The sequence below is a fragment of the Photobacterium sp. DA100 genome (genome assembly GCF_029223585.1).
Taxonomy (GTDB): domain Bacteria; phylum Pseudomonadota; class Gammaproteobacteria; order Enterobacterales; family Vibrionaceae; genus Photobacterium.
Map to the genome: position 1 here is coordinate 691,298 of NZ_CP119423.1, position 19,002 is coordinate 710,299.

The 19,002-nt window shown below is 54.1% G+C and carries 15 protein-coding genes and 26 tRNA genes; 3 read left to right on the plus strand and 38 right to left on the minus strand.

Annotation, left to right across the window (positions count from 1 at the left end; genetic code table 11):
• Positions 1 to 6 precede the first annotated feature (6 nt).
• The 4 genes from rsfS to leuS all read right to left on the minus strand — a co-directional run bounded on the left by rsfS (position 7) and on the right by leuS (position 4,890).
• Entirely contained in the window at positions 7 to 324 is a 318-nt protein-coding gene (gene rsfS / locus PTW35_RS03500; protein ID WP_039461484.1) for a ribosome silencing factor, read from the minus strand.
• A gap of 154 nt (positions 325 to 478) precedes the next feature.
• Positions 479 to 1,507, minus strand: coding sequence for a DNA polymerase III subunit delta (gene holA, locus PTW35_RS03505; RefSeq protein ID WP_044622632.1), 1,029 nt, complete (start codon positions 1,505 to 1,507; stop codon positions 479 to 481).
• The gene (lptE, locus tag PTW35_RS03510; RefSeq protein ID WP_281026549.1) at positions 1,504 to 2,172 is read right to left on the minus strand and encodes an LPS assembly lipoprotein LptE; all 669 of its coding nucleotides are present in this window, start codon (positions 2,170 to 2,172) and stop codon (positions 1,504 to 1,506) included. The genes holA and lptE overlap by 4 nt, the downstream gene beginning before the upstream one ends.
• A 144-nt stretch (positions 2,173 to 2,316) precedes the next feature.
• Positions 2,317 to 4,890 carry a leucine--tRNA ligase gene (gene leuS, locus PTW35_RS03515; RefSeq protein ID WP_281026550.1) on the minus strand — a complete coding sequence of 858 codons (2,574 nt, stop codon included), beginning with the start codon at positions 4,888 to 4,890 and terminating at the stop codon, positions 2,317 to 2,319.
• Positions 4,891 to 5,074: 184 nt separating this feature from the next.
• Between leuS and PTW35_RS03520 the strand changes: the two genes are divergently transcribed.
• The gene (locus PTW35_RS03520) at positions 5,075 to 5,557 is read left to right on the plus strand and encodes a zinc ribbon-containing protein (protein WP_281026551.1); all 483 of its coding nucleotides are present in this window, start codon (positions 5,075 to 5,077) and stop codon (positions 5,555 to 5,557) included.
• Positions 5,558 to 5,626: 69 nt separating this feature from the next.
• Here PTW35_RS03520 and PTW35_RS03525 read toward each other — a convergent pair whose 3' ends face one another.
• From PTW35_RS03525 to mtgA, 7 genes are all read right to left on the minus strand, one after another.
• Positions 5,627 to 6,277, minus strand: coding sequence for a lipid-binding SYLF domain-containing protein (locus tag PTW35_RS03525; protein ID WP_281026552.1), 651 nt, complete (start codon positions 6,275 to 6,277; stop codon positions 5,627 to 5,629).
• A 202-nt stretch (positions 6,278 to 6,479) separates the two neighbouring features.
• A complete protein-coding gene (gene lnt, locus PTW35_RS03530; RefSeq protein WP_281026553.1) occupies positions 6,480 to 8,039 on the minus strand; it encodes an apolipoprotein N-acyltransferase in 1,560 nt (519 codons plus the stop codon).
• Between the two features lie 3 nt (positions 8,040 to 8,042).
• Positions 8,043 to 8,915, minus strand: coding sequence for a CNNM family magnesium/cobalt transport protein CorC (gene corC, locus PTW35_RS03535; RefSeq protein WP_281026554.1), 873 nt, complete (start codon positions 8,913 to 8,915; stop codon positions 8,043 to 8,045).
• Between the two features lie 99 nt (positions 8,916 to 9,014).
• A complete protein-coding gene (ybeY, locus tag PTW35_RS03540; protein WP_281026555.1) occupies positions 9,015 to 9,479 on the minus strand; it encodes an rRNA maturation RNase YbeY in 465 nt (154 codons plus the stop codon).
• Positions 9,479 to 10,582, minus strand: a complete 1,104-nt coding sequence (locus PTW35_RS03545; protein WP_281027428.1) for a PhoH family protein — start codon at positions 10,580 to 10,582, stop codon at positions 9,479 to 9,481. Before PTW35_RS03545 ends, ybeY begins: the two co-directional genes overlap by 1 nt.
• A gap of 78 nt (positions 10,583 to 10,660) precedes the next feature.
• Positions 10,661 to 12,085: a tRNA (N6-isopentenyl adenosine(37)-C2)-methylthiotransferase MiaB gene (miaB, locus tag PTW35_RS03550; protein WP_281026556.1), complete on the minus strand. Its 1,425-nt coding sequence runs from the start codon at positions 12,083 to 12,085 to the stop codon at positions 10,661 to 10,663.
• A 160-nt stretch (positions 12,086 to 12,245) separates the two neighbouring features.
• Positions 12,246 to 12,950 carry a monofunctional biosynthetic peptidoglycan transglycosylase gene (gene mtgA / locus PTW35_RS03555; RefSeq protein ID WP_281026557.1) on the minus strand — a complete coding sequence of 235 codons (705 nt, stop codon included), beginning with the start codon at positions 12,948 to 12,950 and terminating at the stop codon, positions 12,246 to 12,248.
• Positions 12,951 to 13,098: 148 nt separating this feature from the next.
• Between mtgA and PTW35_RS03560 the strand changes: the two genes are divergently transcribed.
• The gene (locus PTW35_RS03560) at positions 13,099 to 14,259 is read left to right on the plus strand and encodes a 2-octaprenyl-3-methyl-6-methoxy-1,4-benzoquinol hydroxylase (protein WP_281026558.1); all 1,161 of its coding nucleotides are present in this window, start codon (positions 13,099 to 13,101) and stop codon (positions 14,257 to 14,259) included.
• Positions 14,260 to 14,451: 192 nt separating this feature from the next.
• On the opposite strand, the gene PTW35_RS03565 is transcribed toward PTW35_RS03560, so the two are convergent.
• The 26 genes from PTW35_RS03565 to PTW35_RS03690 all read right to left on the minus strand — a co-directional run bounded on the left by PTW35_RS03565 (position 14,452) and on the right by PTW35_RS03690 (position 17,591).
• A tRNA-Leu gene (locus tag PTW35_RS03565) sits at positions 14,452 to 14,536 on the minus strand.
• Positions 14,537 to 14,591: 55 nt separating this feature from the next.
• A tRNA-Gln gene (locus PTW35_RS03570) sits at positions 14,592 to 14,666 on the minus strand.
• Between the two features lie 33 nt (positions 14,667 to 14,699).
• Positions 14,700 to 14,784 (minus strand) — tRNA-Leu (locus PTW35_RS03575).
• 72 nt (positions 14,785 to 14,856) lie between these two features.
• A tRNA-Leu gene (locus PTW35_RS03580) sits at positions 14,857 to 14,941 on the minus strand.
• A 42-nt stretch (positions 14,942 to 14,983) separates the two neighbouring features.
• Positions 14,984 to 15,058: transfer RNA gene (locus PTW35_RS03585), tRNA-Gln, on the minus strand.
• A 28-nt stretch (positions 15,059 to 15,086) separates the two neighbouring features.
• Positions 15,087 to 15,171, minus strand: a tRNA-Leu gene (locus tag PTW35_RS03590).
• Between the two features lie 42 nt (positions 15,172 to 15,213).
• Positions 15,214 to 15,288, minus strand: a tRNA-Gln gene (locus PTW35_RS03595).
• Between the two features lie 38 nt (positions 15,289 to 15,326).
• Positions 15,327 to 15,411, minus strand: a tRNA-Leu gene (locus PTW35_RS03600).
• A gap of 66 nt (positions 15,412 to 15,477) precedes the next feature.
• Positions 15,478 to 15,562 (minus strand) — tRNA-Leu (locus PTW35_RS03605).
• A 42-nt stretch (positions 15,563 to 15,604) separates the two neighbouring features.
• Positions 15,605 to 15,679: transfer RNA gene (locus PTW35_RS03610), tRNA-Gln, on the minus strand.
• A gap of 38 nt (positions 15,680 to 15,717) precedes the next feature.
• Positions 15,718 to 15,802 (minus strand) — tRNA-Leu (locus tag PTW35_RS03615).
• Between the two features lie 66 nt (positions 15,803 to 15,868).
• A tRNA-Leu gene (locus tag PTW35_RS03620) sits at positions 15,869 to 15,953 on the minus strand.
• Between the two features lie 30 nt (positions 15,954 to 15,983).
• Positions 15,984 to 16,060, minus strand: a tRNA-Met gene (locus tag PTW35_RS03625).
• A 37-nt stretch (positions 16,061 to 16,097) separates the two neighbouring features.
• A tRNA-Gln gene (locus PTW35_RS03630) sits at positions 16,098 to 16,172 on the minus strand.
• Positions 16,173 to 16,210: 38 nt separating this feature from the next.
• Positions 16,211 to 16,295 (minus strand) — tRNA-Leu (locus PTW35_RS03635).
• A 68-nt stretch (positions 16,296 to 16,363) separates the two neighbouring features.
• Positions 16,364 to 16,448 (minus strand) — tRNA-Leu (locus tag PTW35_RS03640).
• Between the two features lie 30 nt (positions 16,449 to 16,478).
• Positions 16,479 to 16,555 (minus strand) — tRNA-Met (locus PTW35_RS03645).
• A gap of 37 nt (positions 16,556 to 16,592) precedes the next feature.
• Positions 16,593 to 16,667 (minus strand) — tRNA-Gln (locus PTW35_RS03650).
• Between the two features lie 28 nt (positions 16,668 to 16,695).
• Positions 16,696 to 16,780: transfer RNA gene (locus PTW35_RS03655), tRNA-Leu, on the minus strand.
• Positions 16,781 to 16,812: 32 nt separating this feature from the next.
• A tRNA-Met gene (locus tag PTW35_RS03660) sits at positions 16,813 to 16,889 on the minus strand.
• A 45-nt stretch (positions 16,890 to 16,934) separates the two neighbouring features.
• Positions 16,935 to 17,009 (minus strand) — tRNA-Gln (locus PTW35_RS03665).
• Positions 17,010 to 17,037: 28 nt separating this feature from the next.
• Positions 17,038 to 17,122 (minus strand) — tRNA-Leu (locus PTW35_RS03670).
• Between the two features lie 32 nt (positions 17,123 to 17,154).
• Positions 17,155 to 17,231, minus strand: a tRNA-Met gene (locus tag PTW35_RS03675).
• Positions 17,232 to 17,276: 45 nt separating this feature from the next.
• A tRNA-Gln gene (locus PTW35_RS03680) sits at positions 17,277 to 17,351 on the minus strand.
• 48 nt (positions 17,352 to 17,399) lie between these two features.
• Positions 17,400 to 17,484 (minus strand) — tRNA-Leu (locus PTW35_RS03685).
• Between the two features lie 30 nt (positions 17,485 to 17,514).
• Positions 17,515 to 17,591 (minus strand) — tRNA-Met (locus tag PTW35_RS03690).
• Between the two features lie 60 nt (positions 17,592 to 17,651).
• Here PTW35_RS03690 and PTW35_RS03695 point away from each other — a divergent pair.
• A complete protein-coding gene (locus tag PTW35_RS03695) occupies positions 17,652 to 17,879 on the plus strand; it encodes a hypothetical protein (RefSeq protein ID WP_281026559.1) in 228 nt (75 codons plus the stop codon).
• Between the two features lie 17 nt (positions 17,880 to 17,896).
• Here PTW35_RS03695 and ychF read toward each other — a convergent pair whose 3' ends face one another.
• A complete protein-coding gene (gene ychF / locus PTW35_RS03700; RefSeq protein ID WP_281026560.1) occupies positions 17,897 to 18,988 on the minus strand; it encodes a redox-regulated ATPase YchF in 1,092 nt (363 codons plus the stop codon).
• Positions 18,989 to 19,002: the final 14 nt, after the last annotated feature.

The following is a 19,002-nucleotide window of genomic DNA, read 5'->3' on the forward strand; positions in this document are numbered from 1 at the left end:
TGTCGGTTAGCCCCAGAGCTTCTCCAGTTGGTACAGGTTACGCGCATCTTCCTGCATGATGTGCAGCATCACGCTACCCATATCAACGATTACCCACTCACCGTCTTCTTCGCCGCTGATCCCAAATGGCGGGTAGTCAATTAGCTTCGATTCCTTGTTAACGTGATCGGCAATCGAGGCGACATGGCGGTTTGACGTACCGGTGCACAGTACCATGAAATCAGTGATGCTTGATTTACCGCGAACATCAAGGGTAACAATGTCCTGTGCTTTGATGTCATCTACTTTATCAACAATAAAATCGTGTAGTTCTTGAACCTGCAAAAGGGGGTCCTCTTTTGTGTGTTTGGTGTCATTACTGTAGACCCAGATAGTGCTGGGTCCCAATGTAGCGGCGCAGTATACCATGCTCAAGCTCGTTCAATACAAGTTGGCAGTAACTTTACATAGGCCTGCGCCCCTAACTCGCGTGTGGTGGCTAAAGCTTGCTCGGGATTGCGGTATGGACACCGCACATCTCGGCGCACAGGGCCGACAGGGCATCCCATGGCTGGTAGTCAAAGTCGGTCTTGACCCGCAGCTCCAGCTCGGCCAATTGCTGGAGCAGCTTGATGATCACTGCCAGTGGCAGGCGGTGGAGGGCGCCAATGTAGACTTCCCGGCGGCTTTGCCAGATCCGGAAGTTCTCGAAAATGTTGTTGAGCGACGTGCCCTTGTTACCCATCTCCTGCATTTTATACAACTGGGTCAACTCGCGCTGTAAGGTGCGTAGCAGGATCACCGCTTCAACCCCTTCGCCTTGCAGTTGGCGCAATACACGCTGACTGCGCTTGGCCTGGCCGGCCAGTACCGCATCGAGCAGCTGGAAAGGCGTATAGTGGTTGTGGCGGCTGAGGGCATCTTCGAGACGCACGACAGTCAGCTCGCCGTCGGGGTAGAGCAGCACCAGTTTTTGTAGGCTCTGGGCCAATGCGAGCAGGTTGCCTTCATGCCATTGGGCCAATAGTTGGACTGACTCATGATCCGGCTTGAGCCCGAGCTGCTGGCAGCGGCCCTGGATAAAGCGCGGTAAGTGGCGTGCTTCCGGCGTGTTGCAAGGGATATACAACCCCTGGGCGTCCAGTGCCTTGAACCACTTGGTGCTTTCTTGTTTTTTGTTGAGACGGGGGCCCTGAACAAGTAGCAAGATATCGTCATGGGCACTGTCGATCACTTCTTGCAGCGACTTGGCTTGCTGAGCATTGAGGCCGTTCTCCGGTAGCTCCAGCTCAATGATCTGGCGTGCTGAAAACAGGCTCATGGCCTGGCAGCAATCGAGGACGCTGTTCCAGTCGAGTTGAGCATCAACGGCAAAGCTGTGGCGCTCATCGAAGCCGGCCTGCTGGGCGGCCAGTTTGATCTGATCGCTGGCTTCGAGCTTTAGCAGTGGCTCGTTACCACACAGGAGATAGGCACGGCGTAGCCCTTTGCTTAGCTGCTGCGCCAGGTGTTCCGGGTAAATCCTCATTGTGCGGACTCAACCTGGTTTTCCTGCTTGGCGGCTTGGCCGGCAGCGGCTGCACTGTCGGCTTTCACGTCCAAGCCGAGCTCAGTTGAAACGCGCTCGTTGCTGTCGGCATTTTTTTCCAGCAAGGCTTCCAGCTCTTGTTCTTCCAGCTGGTTGAATACGGCAGTCAGACGGGCAAGCTGGCGCATGATCTGCTTGGAGGCCTGCTCGCGCATTTCCTGCTCGATCATGTCGCGCTCGACAGATTTTGCCAAAGCTGTCAGTGGGTTATCGAGGAAGGTCCGGTTGACACGGGTAGTGTACGTCTGGCTGCCCTTTTCCGGTACCACAATACGGTAGCGCACCGTGTAGGTTAGCTCGTACTCGGCGGCACGGGCATTCTGGTAGAGCGACAGGGTACGTTCACTGGTTGATTCACTGATCAGGTGCAGGTTAGGGATTCTGCTTGAAGGCGCAACCGGCTCGATACCGTGAAGCTGGAACTGGGATTTTACCTGACGGTGCAGCTGGCCGTATTGGTCAAAGCTGGTCAGGGATAGTTTGGCAATGTCGTCGGGTAGCATGTAGTTACCACGGAGGTGAAAACCGCAAGATGCAGTCGCCAGCGCCATGAGGACAACAAAGAAGGTTCGGATAACGCTTTTTGGAGAAATGAAAGCTCTCACCGAGTCTGCTCCATGAAAAAAAGTGAAAACTGACCGGCTGACGCGGGTGGTTCTGCTAGATGTGTGTGAGCCGGATTAAAACTGTGGCTCCAAAACAGGAGCCACAGGTTAGGCACTGGGAAATTGCTTTAGTTCGCTGCGGGATTAGTTTGCAACGATGTTCAGCAGTTTGCCCGGTACGTAAATCACTTTGCGAATGGTTTTGTCGCTTGTGAATTTGGTTACGCCTTCTTCGGCCATTGCCAGGGCTTCGACTTGCTCTTTGGTGGCATCAGCCGCTACTGTCAGCTTAGCACGCAGCTTGCCGTTGACCTGAACAACAATCAGCTTCTCGTCTTCAACCAATGCTTTTTCGTCAGCCTCCGGCCAATCGGCGTGGTCAACGTCGCTCTGGCCCAGCGCTTCCCACATTTCGAAACAGATGTGCGGTGTCATTGGGTACAGCATACGAACGATAGCCTTCAGTGCTTCGTCAAGTAGGGCACGGTCTTGTGCACTGTCCTGAGAGGCTTTGGTCAGCTTGTTCATCAGCTCCATGATGGCAGCGATAGCGGTGTTGAACGTCTGGCGGCGGCCGATGTCGTCACTCACTTTGGCGATAGTCTTGTGAACGTCGCGGCGCAGGGCTTTTTGATCTGAAGTCAGAGCTGCAATGTCAAGCGCTTCAGCTTCGCCTTTGGCTGTGTGGTCGTGTACCAGCTTCCAAACACGCTTCAGGAAGCGGTTAGCACCCTCCACACCAGACTCTTGCCATTCCAGCGTCATATCAGCCGGAGAGGCAAACATCATGAACAGGCGAACGGTATCCGCACCGTATTTGTCTACCATCTCCTGCGGGTCGATACCGTTGTTCTTCGACTTGGACATCTTGGTCATGCCCGAGTGAACCACTTCGTTGCCTTCGTTATCAACGGCCTTGGTGATACGGCCCTTGTCGTCACGCTCAACAGTCACATCTGTTGGGGCAACCCAGATTTTCGCGCCTTTGTCGTTGGTGTAGTAGTAAGCGTCAGCCAGTACCATACCCTGACAAAGCAGCTGCTTGAATGGTTCGTCGCTGGTTACCATACCGCAGTCGCGCAGCAGCTTGTGGAAGAAGCGAGAGTACAGCAGGTGCATACACGCGTGCTCGATACCACCGATGTACTGGTCAACCGGCAGCCAGTAGTTTGCTGCGTCAGAATCTAGCATCTCGTCGGCTTGTGGCGAACAGTAGCGAGCGTAGTACCAAGACGATTCCATGAAGGTATCGAAGGTATCCGTTTCCAGCAGTGCTGGCTGGCCGTTGAACGTGGTCTTCGCCCACTCTTTGTCGGCTTTGATTGGGCTGGTTACGCCGTCCATCACCACATCTTCAGGCAGGATCACTGGTAGCTGATCAGCCGGTACCGGGTGAACTTCGCCATCTTCAGTGGTGACCATCGGGATTGGGGCGCCCCAGTAACGCTGGCGGGATACACCCCAGTCGCGTAGACGGAAGTTAACCGTCTTCTGGCCTTTGCCTTCTGCTTCCAGCTTAGCGGCGATCGCATCGAACGCAGCTTGGAAATCCAGGCCGTCGAATTCACCTGAATCGAACAGTACACCTTTCTCGGTGTATGCCGCTTCAGAAATGTCTAGCTCGCTGCCGTCTTCTGGCTTGATCACTGGGATAATGTCCAGGCCGTACTTGGTGGCGAACTCGTAGTCACGCTGGTCGTGGGCTGGAACTGCCATTACCGCGCCTGTGCCGTAATCCATCAGCACGAAGTTAGCAACGAAGACTGGGACTTCACGACCGTTTAGCGGGTGAATGGCAGTCAGGCCGGTTGCCATGCCTTTCTTCTCCATGGTCGCCAGCTCAGCTTCGGCGACCTTGGTGTTACGGCACTCTTCGATGAACGCAGCAAGCTCAGGGTTGTTCGCCGCAGCTGCTGCCGCCAGAGGGTGGCCCGCAGCGATACCGACGTAAGTCACGCCCATTAGGGTATCCGGACGGGTGGTGTACACTTCCAGATCGTCGTGGCCTTTCACTTCGAACGTCAGTTCAACACCTTCAGAGCGGCCGATCCAGTTGCGTTGCATGGTCTTAACCATGTCAGGCCAGCCTTCTAGGGTGTCCAGATCGTCCAGTAGCTCCTGGGCGTATTCAGTGATCTTAATGAACCACTGAGGGATTTCTTTCTGCTCTACCGGCGTGTCACAACGCCAGCAGCAACCGTCTTCTACCTGCTCGTTGGCCAGTACGGTCTGGTCGTTCGGACACCAGTTTACTGAAGAGGTCTTCTTGTAAACCAAGCCTTTCTCGTACAGCTTGGTGAAGAATTCCTGCTCCCAGCGGTAGTATTCAGGGGTACAGGTTGCAAATTCACGGTTCCAGTCGTAGCCGAAGCCCAGCAGTTTGAGCTGGTTCTTCATGTATTCGATGTTCTCGTAAGTCCAAGGTGCAGGAGCGGTCTTGTTCTTAACCGCGGCGTTTTCAGCAGGCAGGCCGAACGCATCCCAGCCGATAGGCTGCATGACATTCTTGCCCTGCAGGCGCTGGTAACGAGAGATCACATCACCGATGGTGTAGTTACGCACGTGACCCATGTGCAGTCGACCACTTGGGTACGGGAACATGGAGAGACAGTAGAATTTTTCTTTATTAGGGTCTTCACTTACAACAAAGGTCTTTTTGTTGTCCCAATGTTCTTGAACTTTCTGTTCAATGTCCTGTGGACGATATTGTTCTTGCATCGATGACATCCGGGATTTTGTGAGTTGAGTACAAACACATTCAATATAATCGACATAGAATAACTAAAGGTAAAGGTGTCAACAATAGCTGAAACCACTTCGGGGACGAATTGTTGGCCGATTATGGTGCCAATTACCCAGATGGCAGCCGGATGCCGGTGAATTAGCGGATAGGAGGTGACCCATGGCAACAAAGAAAAAGGATTATGAGGCGCTACTCGAGCAAGTCACTGAAACTCTCAAGCATAGCCCCGATGAGCTAAAACACTGGGCTGAAGTGACGGAAAAGTACCGCCAGGCGGCCAGCGATATGACCAAAGACGAGCTGGCGTTGATTTCTGCTTACCTCAAGCGGGACGTGAAGGAGTTCGGCCGGAATGCCGATGAAAGCCCGGCCCCGTTCAGTGACAGCCCTTTTTACCGGGTGGTGAAAGAAACCATTTGGGAAGGTCTGGCAGAGGCAACGGACAAGACCCAGATCGAGTGGCACGAAGTCATGGATGATCTCAGGCACCAAGGGGTATACGAGGCTGGCGAGATTGTTGGCCTTGGTCACTTGGTTTGCGAAAAGTGCGGCCATGACGAAGTGATCACTCACGTCAAGGAAATCTCTCCCTGTCTGAAATGCGGTCATACCCGCTTTACCCGCAAGCCGCTGTCTCCCTAGCTTCGTCACTTAACGGATAGCAAAACGGGCCATATGGCCCGTTTTTCATTGCGGGAAAAGTCTTGCGGCTTATTCCAGCGGCTCGATAGTGTTTACCACCACGGCCGTAGGAGCCGGCTCGGGCAACTGGGCGGATGGCTGGCTGGTCCCCTGAACTGGCGTGACACTGAACTTCTGGCCGGCGATCGCCGCTTCCACCATCATTCCGCCTTTGGCTACGGTAAAGACGGCGACCCCGTTGGTGTAATCGGCATCGACGAATTTGCCACCGGCGCTGGCACGCAAGCCCGACGTTCCGGCATTGGCTTGAGCACCCTCGGTCAAGGCCACCGCAGAAGCAGAGGCATCGAGTTCGAAGTTGCCGCTCATGAAGCGTTCATAGGCGCGTTTGTCCTGGAAGAACACGATCTCGCTGTAGGACTGGCCGCCGAACTGCAGGCCGAAAGAGACTTGGTACAGCTTGGCATGACCGGTGATCTGGCCATTTTTGAAGACCGTACCGCTGCCGTAGGCACCGCCGACCCAGAAGCCGCCCTTACCGACCGAAGGGAAGACTGCATAGCCGTAGGCTGTGTGGAAAAATGGCTGGGTTTGCGGGGCCGCTTGGAACTGGGTCAGGGCCGCCTGGGTCTCAAGATCTTCTTTTGCGACCGAGCCGGTAGCGACGCAGAGCATGGCCACGCTGCATAGCATGGCGAATAATTTGTTGATCGATTTCATTAGCATTCCCCAAATAAACGTTGTGCTGTTGTTATCCCAAGCTGGCGAGCGGTGCGGCGTGCCGATCTAGCGGGCACATTTCGATACACATCGCTTGGTTATATAACCGACATATTAACAAGGTGAATGAAAAGGCGAAGGGGTTACCTTCGCCTTTTGGGAGGATTGTCAGCGTTGATTCAGTGTTGGGCAGCCAAACCGGTCAGTCGTGATAATTGATTTGCGGCTGCTCGTCCCGAAAGCGACCGGCCTGGCGGCGGATCAGCAGCCATGACAGGGCAACGGACCACAACAGGTAGATATACAGCGGCCAGCTGCCGAGGGTGGTATACGGTGTCATGCCGATGGTCGGAATCACCTTGGCCCTCAGTACCCCGGTTTCGAACTGCGGGATCTGCTCGATGATTTTGCCTTGGTGATCGACAATCCCGGTCAGACCGCTGTTGGTCGCGCGCAGCAGGGGTTTACCGAGCTCAAGCGAGCGCATCTGGGCAATTTCCATGTGCTGGAACGGGCCGATGGACTTACCGAACCAGGTATCGTTGGATAGGGTCAGCAGGAACTCGGTATCGACATTGACGTTGCGGCGAACCTGTTCGCTGAACGCGACTTCGTAGCACAGTGCCGGTGCCAGCGAGTAGCCATTGGCTTCGAGGTTCGGCTGGATGTAATCACCACGGCTGAACGACGACATCGGCAGATTGAAGAACGGGGCCAGCGGACGCAGGATATCTTCAAACGGCACAAACTCACCAAACGGCAGCAGGTGGTGCTTGCTGTAGCGCTCTGCCTGCTCGTACTGGTACGGACCGACCGCATTGACGCCAAGGGTCAGGATGTTGTTGTAAAACTCGCCGTCCTCGTTCTGATCCAGAACGCCGGTAATGACGGTGCTGTTGTTATTGCGCGCCGCGGCATCGAGGTTCTGCAGGAAGGTGGTGACCTGGGTTTCCAGGGCCGGGATCGCCGCCTCCGGCCAGATGATCAAATCTGCGCCCCAGTTCTCGCGGGTCAGATCGGTGTACTTCATCAGGGTCGGCCAGCGCTGGCTTGGCAGCCACTTGATCTCTTGCGGGACGTTACCCTGGATCATCGCCACATCCACCGCATTGTCGCTATCGGGTTTGACCCATTGCTTCTGGCCGGCTAGCAGGCCAAGGGCCAGGATGAAGGCCGGAACCAGGAGCGGGCGCCAGTTGCGGTAACAGGCTGCTGCGACCAGGGCGCCGGTGCTCAATACGATGGCGAGGGTGATCCCTTCGACACCCAGAATCGGGGCAAAGCCGGCATAAGGGCTGTCAATCTGGCTGTAGCCCAGCCACAGCCACGGGAAGCCGGTCATCAGCCAGCCGCGGATCCAGTCGAGGATGAGCCAGATCACCGGGCCGCTCAGCATCAGCTGGTGGAATGGGCGGCCGCGGTTGAATTTGTTGAAAAGGGCGCCGAATACGGCTGGGTAGAGGGCAAGGTAGCCGATGAGCAGGGCCATCAATCCCCAGCCCGCAATCCATGGCATGCCGCCGAAATTGGCAATACTGACATGGACCCAGCTGATCCCGGTTCCGAATAAGCCTAATCCCCACAGCAAACCTATCAAGGCTGAGCGCTTGGCCGATTGGTTCTGGAGTAGGTAGAGAAAAATAAACAGAGAAAGGGGAGCAAGGTACCAATGGTGGTACGGGGCGAAGGATAGGGTGGCTAAGGCACCTGCTGGGACAGCCAGCAACGGCTGTCCCAACTTCTTAAGGGTATTTGTCGTCATTCGTTATGATGTTGTCGTCGGTTGAGGTGCTTCGTGAGGCACGGTCACTTGCAACTGAATAACCCGGCGGTTGTCGGCAGACGTCACCTTGAATGAGTAGCCCGCCAATTCAACGATTTCACCTCGAGTCGGCAGGTGGCCGAAGCTGGTCATGACCAGGCCGCCTACGGTATCGACTTCCTCGTCGCTGAACTGGGTATGGAACATTTCATTGAACTCTTCAATGGTTGTCAGTGCTTTTACCGCAAAAGTATGCTTGCTTAACTGACGGATATCCTGCTCTTCCTCGTCGTCGAATTCATCTTCGATTTCGCCAACGATTTGCTCAAGAATATCTTCAATGGTGATAACACCTGATACCCCACCAAACTCGTCGACCACAATCGCCATGTGGTAGCGCTCTTCCCGGAATTCCTTGAGCAGGCGGTCAACGCGCTTGCTTTCAGGGACAACGACCGCAGGTCGCAGTACTTTATCCATGTCGAACGGTTCGCTGTTCGGGAGTAGGTAACGCAACAGATCTTTGGCCAGAAGGATCCCTTCGACGTGGTCTTTGTCGTCACTGATCACCGGGTAGCGTGAGTGCTGGGCATCAACAATTAAATCAATCAGATCCTCTAGCTTCTGAGAACGCTCGATTGTGACCATCTGAGAGCGCGGGATCATGATGTCACGGACACGCATCTCGGAGATTTCCATGACCCCTTCGAGCATGTCGCGGGTGTCGTGGTCGATCAAATCGTTTTCTTCTGAATCACGGAAAACTTCAACTAGCTCTTCGCGGTTCTGCGGCTCGCCCTGAAATAGCTGGCCAATTCGTTCAAAGAAGGACTTTCTACTCGGACCTTCAGAATTTTGTGAGTTATCTTCGTTCATTGTTTGTAAGAATTACTTCTCTCAGTTAAGTGGCTGTGCCACGGGAATAATACGGCATCAAGTATACCGTATCAGTTTGACAACAATATCAAGAAAAGGTTAGTGCTTTTCTTCGGCATACGGATCGGCAAAGCCCATCTGCTGCATGATTTCCGTTTCCAAGCCTTCCATCTCTTCCGCTTCGTCGTCCTCGATATGGTCATAACCTAGCAGATGGAGACTGCCATGTACAACCATGTGTGCCCAGTGGGCATGAAGAGGTTTATCCTGCTCCTGGGCCTCATTTTCGACAACCTGTCGGCAAATGATCAAATCACCCAGCAGTTCCAGTTCAACCCCCGGCGGCGCCTCGAACGGGAAAGACAACACGTTGGTCGGTTTGTCCTTGCCGCGGTACTCGTGGTTCAGGCCATGGCTCTCTTCTTCGTCGACCAGGCGGATTGTCACCTCGGCATCGGCCTGGAATGGGGTGATAGCTGCCTCCAGCCACTGCTGGAATTGTGCTTCGCTCGGCATACCGTCGGCGCTTTCGGTAGCCACTTGGAGATCAAGATAAATCGCCATTAGTTTGTTTTTTCCGTTTCGTCTTGGTTGGCAACTGGTGCCGGGGCTGCAACGGGGGCCTGCTTGGCGGCTTGCTCTTCACGTCGGCGCTGCTCGGCCAGTTTGCGCTGTTTCTGATCTTCGCTTTCCCAGACCTCGTAGGCCTGGACGATACGGGCGACGACCGGGTGGCGAACAACGTCGTCGGCCTGGAAGAAGTTGAAGCTGATTTCATCGACCTCAGACAAGACTTCAATCGCGTGGCGCAGGCCCGAGCGGGCACCGCGAGGCAGGTCGATCTGAGTGACGTCACCAGTGATCACGGCGCGCGAGTTGAATCCGATACGGGTCAGGAACATCTTCATCTGTTCGACAGTGGTGTTCTGGCTCTCGTCGAGGATGATGAAGGCGTCATTGAGAGTACGGCCACGCATGTAGGCAAGCGGCGCCACTTCAATCACATTGCGTTCAATCAGCTTCTCGACACGCTCGAAGCCCAGCATTTCGAACAGGGCGTCGTACAGCGGGCGCAGATACGGGTCGACTTTCTGGCTAAGGTCTCCCGGTAGGAAGCCCAGCTTTTCACCGGCTTCGACCGCTGGGCGGGTCAGCAGGATGCGGCGGATTTCCTGACGCTCGAGGGCATCGACGGCGGCAGCAACCGCCAGGTAGGTTTTACCGGTACCTGCCGGGCCAATCCCGAAGGTAATGTCATGGCGGACCATGTTGGCAATGTACTGGGCCTGGTTAGGCGTGCGTGGCTTGATCACCCCTTTCTTGGTTTTGATCACCACTTCTTTGCCGTAAGGAATGCTCGACTCGGTCGATTGCTCCAGGACACCGGACTCTTTGATGGCCAGGTGAACCTGATCAGGCTCGATATCAGGAATGGTATTGCGAACCGGGGCGGTATCGACGTACAGGGTTTTGATGATATGGGCGGCGGCTTCGGCGGTGTGGGGCTGGCCGACGACGCTGAAACTGCTGCTGCGGTGGTTTATTTCTACACCCAAACGGCGTTCAAGTTGTTTGATGTTATCGTCGAAAGGGCCACAAAGGCTGGAAAGGCGCTGGTTATTGGCGGGTTCCAGATTGAATTCAATAGTAATAACTTTGCTCAAGATTTGCCTCTCAATAGGGCCACCCTTGCGGGTGGCCTAGGGTTCAGGGCGCGTCCTACTTTTGTTCAGACGGGCGTCTTACTATGGAGTATATACGCCAACACCCAATTCATCTTCTTTGCGTGTCTTTTCCATCACTTCGGCAGGAGTCATGGCCACGCGCAGGTCCATTTCCGCTTCAGTACGAACCAGCTCACCACGTAGCGAGTTGGTGAATACGTCGGTGATTTTCACGTCCACGAACTGGCCGATCAGCTCCGGCGAACCTGCGAAGTTCACCACGCGGTTGTTCTCGGTGCGGCCACGCAGCTCCATCACGTTCTTCTTCGATGGACCTTCAACCAGGATACGCTGTTCGGTACCCAACATCTGGCGTGAGTAGCGCATAGCCTGAGTATTGATCTGTTGCTGCAGTTCGTACAAGCGCTGTTTCTTCACTTCTTCAGACAGATCACACGGGTAATCGGCTGCCGGGGTACCAGGACGGGCCGAGAAGATAAAGCTGAAGCTGATGTCGAAGTCGACATCGCGGATCAGTTTCATCGTATCCTGGAAGTCCTGATCGGACTCGCCCGGGAAACCAACGATGAAGTCAGAGCTGATGGTGATATCCGGGCGCGCCTTGCGCAGCTTGCGGATTTTCGACTTGTACTCGATCGCCGTGTGCGGGCGCTTCATGTTGGCCAGGATGCGGTCGGAACCACTTTGTACCGGCAGGTGCAGGAAGCTCACCACCTCAGGGGTGTCTTGGTACACTTCGATGATGTCATCGGTGAACTCGATCGGGTGGCTGGTGGTATAGCGGATACGGTCGATGCCGTCGATGGCTGCCACCAGGCGCAGCAGCTCGGCAAACGTCGCGATTTCGTCGTCGTGGGTAGCGCCACGGTAGGCATTCACGTTTTGGCCAAGCAGGTTGACTTCACGCACGCCTTGTTCTGCCAGCTGGGCGATTTCGAACAGTACGTCATCCAGCGGGCGGCTAACTTCTTCACCACGGGTGTAAGGGACCACACAGTAGGTGCAGTACTTCGAGCAGCCTTCCATGATGGAAACGAACGCCGTCGGGCCTTCGGCACGAGGTTCTGGCAGGCGGTCGAACTTCTCGATTTCCGGGAAAGAAATATCCATGACTGGCGCATCATCGCTTTGCGATTGCTTGATCATCTCAGGCAGGCGGTGCAGTGTCTGTGGGCCGAAGATCACATCGACATACGGTGCACGCTGGCGGATTGAGTCGCCTTCCTGGGTTGCTACACAGCCACCGACGCCGATCACTAGCTCAGGTTTCTTGTCTTTTAGGGTTTTCCAGCGACCAAGCTGGTGGAACACTTTTTCCTGGGCTTTTTCACGGATGGAGCAGGTGTTAAGCAGCAGAACGTCTGCTTCTTCTGGTTCTTCCGTTAACTCGAAGCCATTGGCTGCATTAAGAAGATCGGCCATTTTCGATGAATCGTATTCGTTCATCTGGCAACCCCAGGTTTTGATAAGCAGTTTCTTAGCCATGTCTAACTCTTCACTCGTAGTGTTTATTCATTGCATTTCACATTGCTTCATTCCGCTCCGGCGGTCAAAAACAAGGCCGCCTGCGGTAGCAAGCCGCGTATTGTACTGCTTTAACGCGTGTCTGACTAGATCATCACCACCCCGAATATTTTGTGGTTTTTTACTCCGGCGCTACCGGTTTGAGTTTATTGAGGGTTTGCAAACCAAGCTGGCGCATCTGCTGGCGGATCCAGCGGCTGCGCTGCTGGACATAGCGGGTCATGGGCGCCGGCTCCATCCGGTAGGGGTTGGGCAATACCGCCGCCAGTTGGGCGGCTTGCTGGGCACTCAGCCGGCTGGCAGGGATCCCGAAGAAGGTCTGGCTGGCGGCCTCGACCCCGAACAACCCGGGGCCGAATTCGACGATGTTCAGGTAGACTTCCAAGATCCGCGACTTGTCCCAGAGCAACTCCATCCATAGGGCAAAATAGAGCTCCGCCCCTTTGCGCAGGAAGGTACGGGACGGGAACAGGAAAAGGTTCTTGGCGGTTTGCTGGGTGATGGTACTGCCGCCCCGGCTGGGGCCGTCGCTGCCGGTCTGTTTGAGGATGGTCAAAATCGCGTTGATATCCACGCCGTAGTGGTCGGGAAAGTGCTGATCTTCGGCGGCAATGACCGCCAGCTGGGCATTGGGCGATATGGCTGCCATTGGCACCCATTGGTGGGCGGCCCGCGGCGGATAGCTTTGCGGCGGAAATATTGTGCGGTGAAGCTGCCAGCCCCAGACCGGCGGGTCGATGTACTTCCCGGCCAATACCAGCAGGATGGGTAACACAAGGGCCAGCAGCAATAGCCTGATCAGCCAGCGTTTGATAAATCCAGTCATCCCTCATCCTGTGCGGGTAGCGACGCATCCTGTCGTGACTTGGGGGTATATTAATCACTGATGCGCTGGTGAATTTTGATAGAATAATGGCAGCAATGCGCCACTGTGCGCGGAACTCTTTTCTTGAGCATAACAAATGGGAACCGGAATGGAACAGTTTGATGTGGTTGTGGCGGGCGGCGGTATGGTTGGGGCGGCAACAGCTATAGGTTTGGCCCAGCAGGGGTTATCCGTTGCAGTATTGGAAGGGGTGACCCCTGCCCCGTATGACTCTTCGCAACCGATGGATCTGCGGGTCTCGGCCATTTCCCCACACTCGGTTTCATTACTCGAGCGGCTGGGCGCCTGGGAGGCGGTGACGGCCATGCGCCTGTGTCCCTACAAGCGCCTGGAGACCTGGGAGCACCCAGAATGCCGGACCCGTTTCAGCGCCGAGCAGATGCACCTTGATCGCCTGGGCTACATTGTCGAGAACCGGGTGATCCAACTGGCGCTGTGGCAGCAATTCGAGCTGTATCCTAACCTGCTGTTGAAATGCCCGGCAAAAATGGTTTCCGCTACCGCAACAGGCCGTGGTTACGAGATCACGCTTGAAGATGGCTGCCAGCTGCATGCCACCTTGCTGGTTGGGGCCGACGGTGCTCAGTCTCGTGTCCGCGAGCAGGCCGGTATTGGTATTACTGCGTGGGACTACCGCCAGCACTGCATGCTGATCAATGTGGAAACCGCCTTGCCGCAGCAGGATATTACCTGGCAGATGTTCACGCCTCACGGCCCGCGCTCGTTCCTGCCGCTGCCGGGCCATCAGGCCTCACTGGTATGGTACGACAGCCCGGCACGGATCCAGCAGCTCTCTGCGCTGAGCCCCGAGCAGCTGGAGGCCCAGATCGTTGCCCATTTCCCGGCAGAGGTTGGCGAAATCAAAGTACTCCGCCACGGTAGCTTTCCGCTGACCCGCCGCCATGCCCAGCAATATTACCAACCCGGGATCGTGCTGTTGGGTGATGCGGCCCATACCATCAACCCATTGGCTGGGCAGGGGGTTAACCTTGGCTTCAAGGACGTCGATGTCTTGCTGCATGAAATCGAAAAAGCGGGACAGGACTGGCCGGATGTACGGGTACTCAAAGCCTATGAGCGCCGTCGTCGTCCGGATAACCTATTGATGCAGAGCGGCATGGACTTTTTCTATACCGCGTTCAGTAATGATCTGTTGCCGCTGAAGTTTATGCGCAATGCTGGGCTGAAGCTGGCCGAGCAAGCTGGGCCGATTAAGCAGAAAGTACTGAAATACGCGATGGGTATGTAACCGGGCTCGCGAAGACGCAAGCAGAAAGAAAAAAGCCGAATGTTTTTACAAACACTCGGCTTAACAACCAGAGAGATACGATCATTGAGTTGGTTGTAAAATCGTTTTGCCTGACTTACTTGGTGATGGTGTACATATTGCTAACCATATGCCAGACATAAGAAAACCCACCAAAAGGTGGGTTTCTAAAGATGGTGCGGAAGGAGAGACTTGAACTCTCACACCTTGCGGCGCCAGAACCTAAATCTGGTGCGTCTACCAATTTCGCCACTTCCGCGTACTTACCGTCTTTTCATTTTAGCAATGAAAAATAAATGACGTTAAGCAAAAGATGGCAGGTCTACCTGGATTCGAACCAGGGAATGACGGGATCAAAACCCGTTGCCTTACCGCTTGGCGATAGACCTGCAGGGTGCTCTATCAGAGCGTGTTAGAGAGAATGGTGCGGAAGGAGAGACTTGAACTCTCACACCTTGCGGCGCCAGAACCTAAATCTGGTGCGTCTACCAATTTCGCCACTTCCGCATTTATTGTAGCTGATCACTCAGCAATTTCTCTAACATTGAAATGAACATCTAGGATGGTCAATTCAAATAATGGTGCGGAAGGAGAGACTTGAACTCTCACACCTTGCGGCGCCAGAACCTAAATCTGGTGCGTCTACCAATTTCGCCACTTCCGCATACTTACCGAATTATCGTGCGATAACCGTTAAGCTAAATGATGGCAGGTCTACCTGGATTCGAACCAGGGAATGACGGGATCAAAACCCGTTGCCTTACCGCTTGGCGATAGACCTGCAGCTGCTCATTACTGAGACTTGAATATGGTGCGGAAGGAGAGACTTGAACTCTCACACCTTGCGGCGCCAGAACCTAAATCTGGTGCGTCTACCAATTTCGCCACTTCCGCATACTTACCGAATTATCGTGTGATAACCGTTAAGCTAAATGATGGCAGGTCTACCTGGATTCGAACCAGGGAATGACGGGATCAAAACCCGTTGCCTTACCGCTTGGCGATAGACCTGCAGATTGCTCTTTGCAGAGACTTGAGACCAGAGAGAATGGTGCGGAAGGAGAGACTTGAACTCTCACACCTTGCGGCGCCAGAACCTAAATCTGGTGCGTCTACCAATTTCGCCACTTCCGCATTTTGTGCTGTTGCCAGCTGCTTCTCTGGTTTTCTCAATCGAGCCTAAGCTCAACCGAAGAATGATGGTGCGGAAGGAGAGACTTGAACTCTCACACCTTGCGGCGCCAGAACCTAAATCTGGTGCGTCTACCAATTTCGCCACTTCCGCATACTTACCGAATTATCGTGTGATAACCGTTAAGCTAAATGATGGCAGGTCTACCTGGATTCGAACCAGGGAATGACGGGATCAAAACCCGTTGCCTTACCGCTTGGCGATAGACCTGCAGATTGCTCTTTGCAGAGACTTGAGACCAGAGAGAATGGTGCGGAAGGAGAGACTTGAACTCTCACACCTTGCGGCGCCAGAACCTAAATCTGGTGCGTCTACCAATTTCGCCACTTCCGCATTTTGTGCTGTTGCCAGCTGCTTCTCTGGTTTTCTCAATCGAGCCTAAGCTCAACCGAAGAATGATGGTGCGGAAGGAGAGACTTGAACTCTCACACCTTGCGGCGCCAGAACCTAAATCTGGTGCGTCTACCAATTTCGCCACTTCCGCACAAATTGTTTCTCGCCTCAAAGGAGAGAATGGTGGCTACGACGGGATTCGAACCTGTGACCCCATCATTATGAGTGATGTGCTCTAACCAACTGAGCTACGTAGCCATCATGTATCACCGGCATTTGCCAATGATTGAAACAGTGGCAGGTCTACCTGGATTCGAACCAGGGAATGACGGGATCAAAACCCGTTGCCTTACCGCTTGGCGATAGACCTGCAGATTGCTCTTTGCAGAGACTTGAGACCAGAGAGAATGGTGCGGAAGGAGAGACTTGAACTCTCACACCTTGCGGCGCCAGAACCTAAATCTGGTGCGTCTACCAATTTCGCCACTTCCGCATTTTTGTGCTGTTGCCAGCTGCTTCTCTGGTTATTTTCAATCGAGCCTAAGCTCAACCGAAGAATGATGGTGCGGAAGGAGAGACTTGAACTCTCACACCTTGCGGCGCCAGAACCTAAATCTGGTGCGTCTACCAATTTCGCCACTTCCGCACAAATTGTTTCTCGCCTCGAAGGAGAGAATGGTGGCTACGACGGGATTCGAACCTGTGACCCCATCATTATGAGTGATGTGCTCTAACCAACTGAGCTACGTAGCCATCATATATCACCGGCATTTGCCAATGATTAAAACAGTGGCAGGTCTACCTGGATTCGAACCAGGGAATGACGGGATCAAAACCCGTTGCCTTACCGCTTGGCGATAGACCTGCAGGCGCTCATTACTGAGACTTTAAAATGGTGCGGAAGGAGAGACTTGAACTCTCACACCTTGCGGCGCCAGAACCTAAATCTGGTGCGTCTACCAATTTCGCCACTTCCGCATAAATTGTTATCTTGCCTCAAAGAGGAAAGATGGTGGCTACGACGGGATTCGAACCTGTGACCCCATCATTATGAGTGATGTGCTCTAACCAACTGAGCTACGTAGCCACTGTGGGTTGCCGACTATACTAGTAATCCACAACCTTGTAAAGATGGCAGGTCTACCTGGATTCGAACCAGGGAATGACGGGATCAAAACCCGTTGCCTTACCGCTTGGCGATAGACCTGCAGCTGCTCATTACTGAGACTTGAATATGGTGCGGAAGGAGAGACTTGAACTCTCACACCTTGCGGCGCCAGAACCTAAATCTGGTGCGTCTACCAATTTCGCCACTTCCGCATAAATTGTTATCTTGCCTCAGAGAGGAAAGATGGTGGCTACGACGGGATTCGAACCTGTGACCCCATCATTATGAGTGATGTGCTCTAACCAACTGAGCTACGTAGCCACTATGGGTTGCCGACTATACTAGTAATCCACAACCTTGTAAAGATGGCAGGTCTACCTGGATTCGAACCAGGGAATGACGGGATCAAAACCCGTTGCCTTACCGCTTGGCGATAGACCTGCAGGATGCTCTTGCAAGCAGCTCTCACTTTTAACTCAAGAGAGAGAATGGTGCGGAAGGAGAGACTTGAACTCTCACACCTTGCGGCGCCAGAACCTAAATCTGGTGCGTCTACCAATTTCGCCACTTCCGCACATTGTATCTCGCTTCCTAAGAAGGGAGATGGTGGCTACGACGGGATTCGAACCTGTGACCCCATCATTATGAGTGATGTGCTCTAACCAACTGAGCTACGTAGCCATTTTGTTGTTTTCCAAGCAGCTTGCCTAGCTGGCCGCCGTCTCGGGAACGGGGCGCATTATGCTCATACCAGCCAATAGCGTCAACAGTTTTTTTGAATATCTTGAAAAAACCCGCTTGTTCGGTGCTTATTTGGACGAACTGGGCGTTTGCCGTGCTAAACAACTGCTTTTATGCGTTTTAGCGCGTGTGAAAAGAGAAAATCGACGGGGCGCGTGTGGTGGTGGTGTTTGTGGTCCGATAGAGAAAAAGAAAGCCAGCACGATGGCTGGCTTTTCGAAGCGGTAAAAAAGCGCCGGGCTTGATTATACGTTGAAGCGGAAGTGAACCACATCACCGTCTTTAACGATGTAGTCTTTACCTTCCAAACGCCATTTGCCTGCTTCTTTCGCACCGTTCTCGCCGTTGAACTCGATGAAGTTGTCGTAACCAACCACTTCGGCACGGATGAAGCCTTTCTCGAAGTCGGTGTGGATTTTACCCGCAGCCTGAGGAGCGGTTGCGCCAACAGGGATAGTCCATGCACGCACTTCCTTCACACCCGCGGTGAAGTAAGTTTGTAGGTTCAGCAACTCGTAACCAGAGCGGATCACACGGTTAAGGCCCGGCTCTTCGATACCCATGTCAGCCAGGAACTCCTCGCGGTCAGCATCGTCAAGTTCAGCAATTTCCGACTCGATAGCCGCACATACCGGCACAACCACCGCGTTTTCTTTTGCCGCGTGCTCGCGCACCATGTCCAGGTACTCGTTGTCTTCGAAGCCATCTTCGCTAACGTTGGCAATGTACATGGTTGGCTTGAGCGTTAGGAAGTTCAGGTAGCTGATCGCCGCGAACTCTTCTTTGCTCAGTTCAACCGAACGCGCCATACCGCCTTCACTCAGGGTCGGCAGCATCTTTTCAAGTACAGTGATTTCGAACTTCGCGTCTTTGTCACCGCCTTTGGCACGCTTGGCTTGGCGTTGGATAGCACGCTCACAGGTATCAAGATCAGCCAGAGCAAGCTCTAGGTTGATCACCTCGATATCCTCGAGCGGGTGGATCTTACCCGCTACGTGAACGATGTTTTCGTTCTCGAAACAACGCACGACATGGCCGATCGCGTCGGTTTCACGGATGTTAGCCAGGAATTTGTTACCTAGGCCCTCACCTTTTGATGCGCCCGCAACCAAACCGGCGATATCAACGAATTCCATCGTTGTCGGCAAGATACGCTCAGGGTTAACGATAGCTGCTAGGGCATCAAGGCGCAGATCCGGCACTGGCACGACGCCTGTGTTTGGTTCGATTGTACAGAACGGGAAGTTCGCTGCCTCGATCCCTGCTTTGGTCAGGGCGTTGAAAAGAGTGGACTTACCTACGTTAGGCAGGCCGACGATTCCGCATTTAAAACCCATGGTGTAAAACCCTT

Coding starts and splice junctions, on each gene's coding strand:
- holA (WP_044622632.1), bottom strand. CDS start 1,507: ATGAGGATTTACCCGGAACACCTGGCGCAGCAGCTAAGCAAAGGGCTA.
- leuS (WP_281026550.1), bottom strand. CDS start 4,890: ATGCAAGAACAATATCGTCCACAGGACATTGAACAGAAAGTTCAAGAA.
- PTW35_RS03520 (WP_281026551.1), top strand. CDS start 5,075: ATGGCAACAAAGAAAAAGGATTATGAGGCGCTACTCGAGCAAGTCACT.
- PTW35_RS03525 (WP_281026552.1), bottom strand. CDS start 6,277: ATGAAATCGATCAACAAATTATTCGCCATGCTATGCAGCGTGGCCATG.
- lnt (WP_281026553.1), bottom strand. CDS start 8,039: ATGACGACAAATACCCTTAAGAAGTTGGGACAGCCGTTGCTGGCTGTC.
- corC (WP_281026554.1), bottom strand. CDS start 8,915: ATGAACGAAGATAACTCACAAAATTCTGAAGGTCCGAGTAGAAAGTCC.
- ybeY (WP_281026555.1), bottom strand. CDS start 9,479: ATGGCGATTTATCTTGATCTCCAAGTGGCTACCGAAAGCGCCGACGGT.
- miaB (WP_281026556.1), bottom strand. CDS start 12,085: ATGGCTAAGAAACTGCTTATCAAAACCTGGGGTTGCCAGATGAACGAA.
- mtgA (WP_281026557.1), bottom strand. CDS start 12,950: ATGACTGGATTTATCAAACGCTGGCTGATCAGGCTATTGCTGCTGGCC.
- PTW35_RS03560 (WP_281026558.1), top strand. CDS start 13,099: ATGGAACAGTTTGATGTGGTTGTGGCGGGCGGCGGTATGGTTGGGGCG.
- PTW35_RS03695 (WP_281026559.1), top strand. CDS start 17,652: ATGCTCATACCAGCCAATAGCGTCAACAGTTTTTTTGAATATCTTGAA.
- ychF (WP_281026560.1), bottom strand. CDS start 18,988: ATGGGTTTTAAATGCGGAATCGTCGGCCTGCCTAACGTAGGTAAGTCC.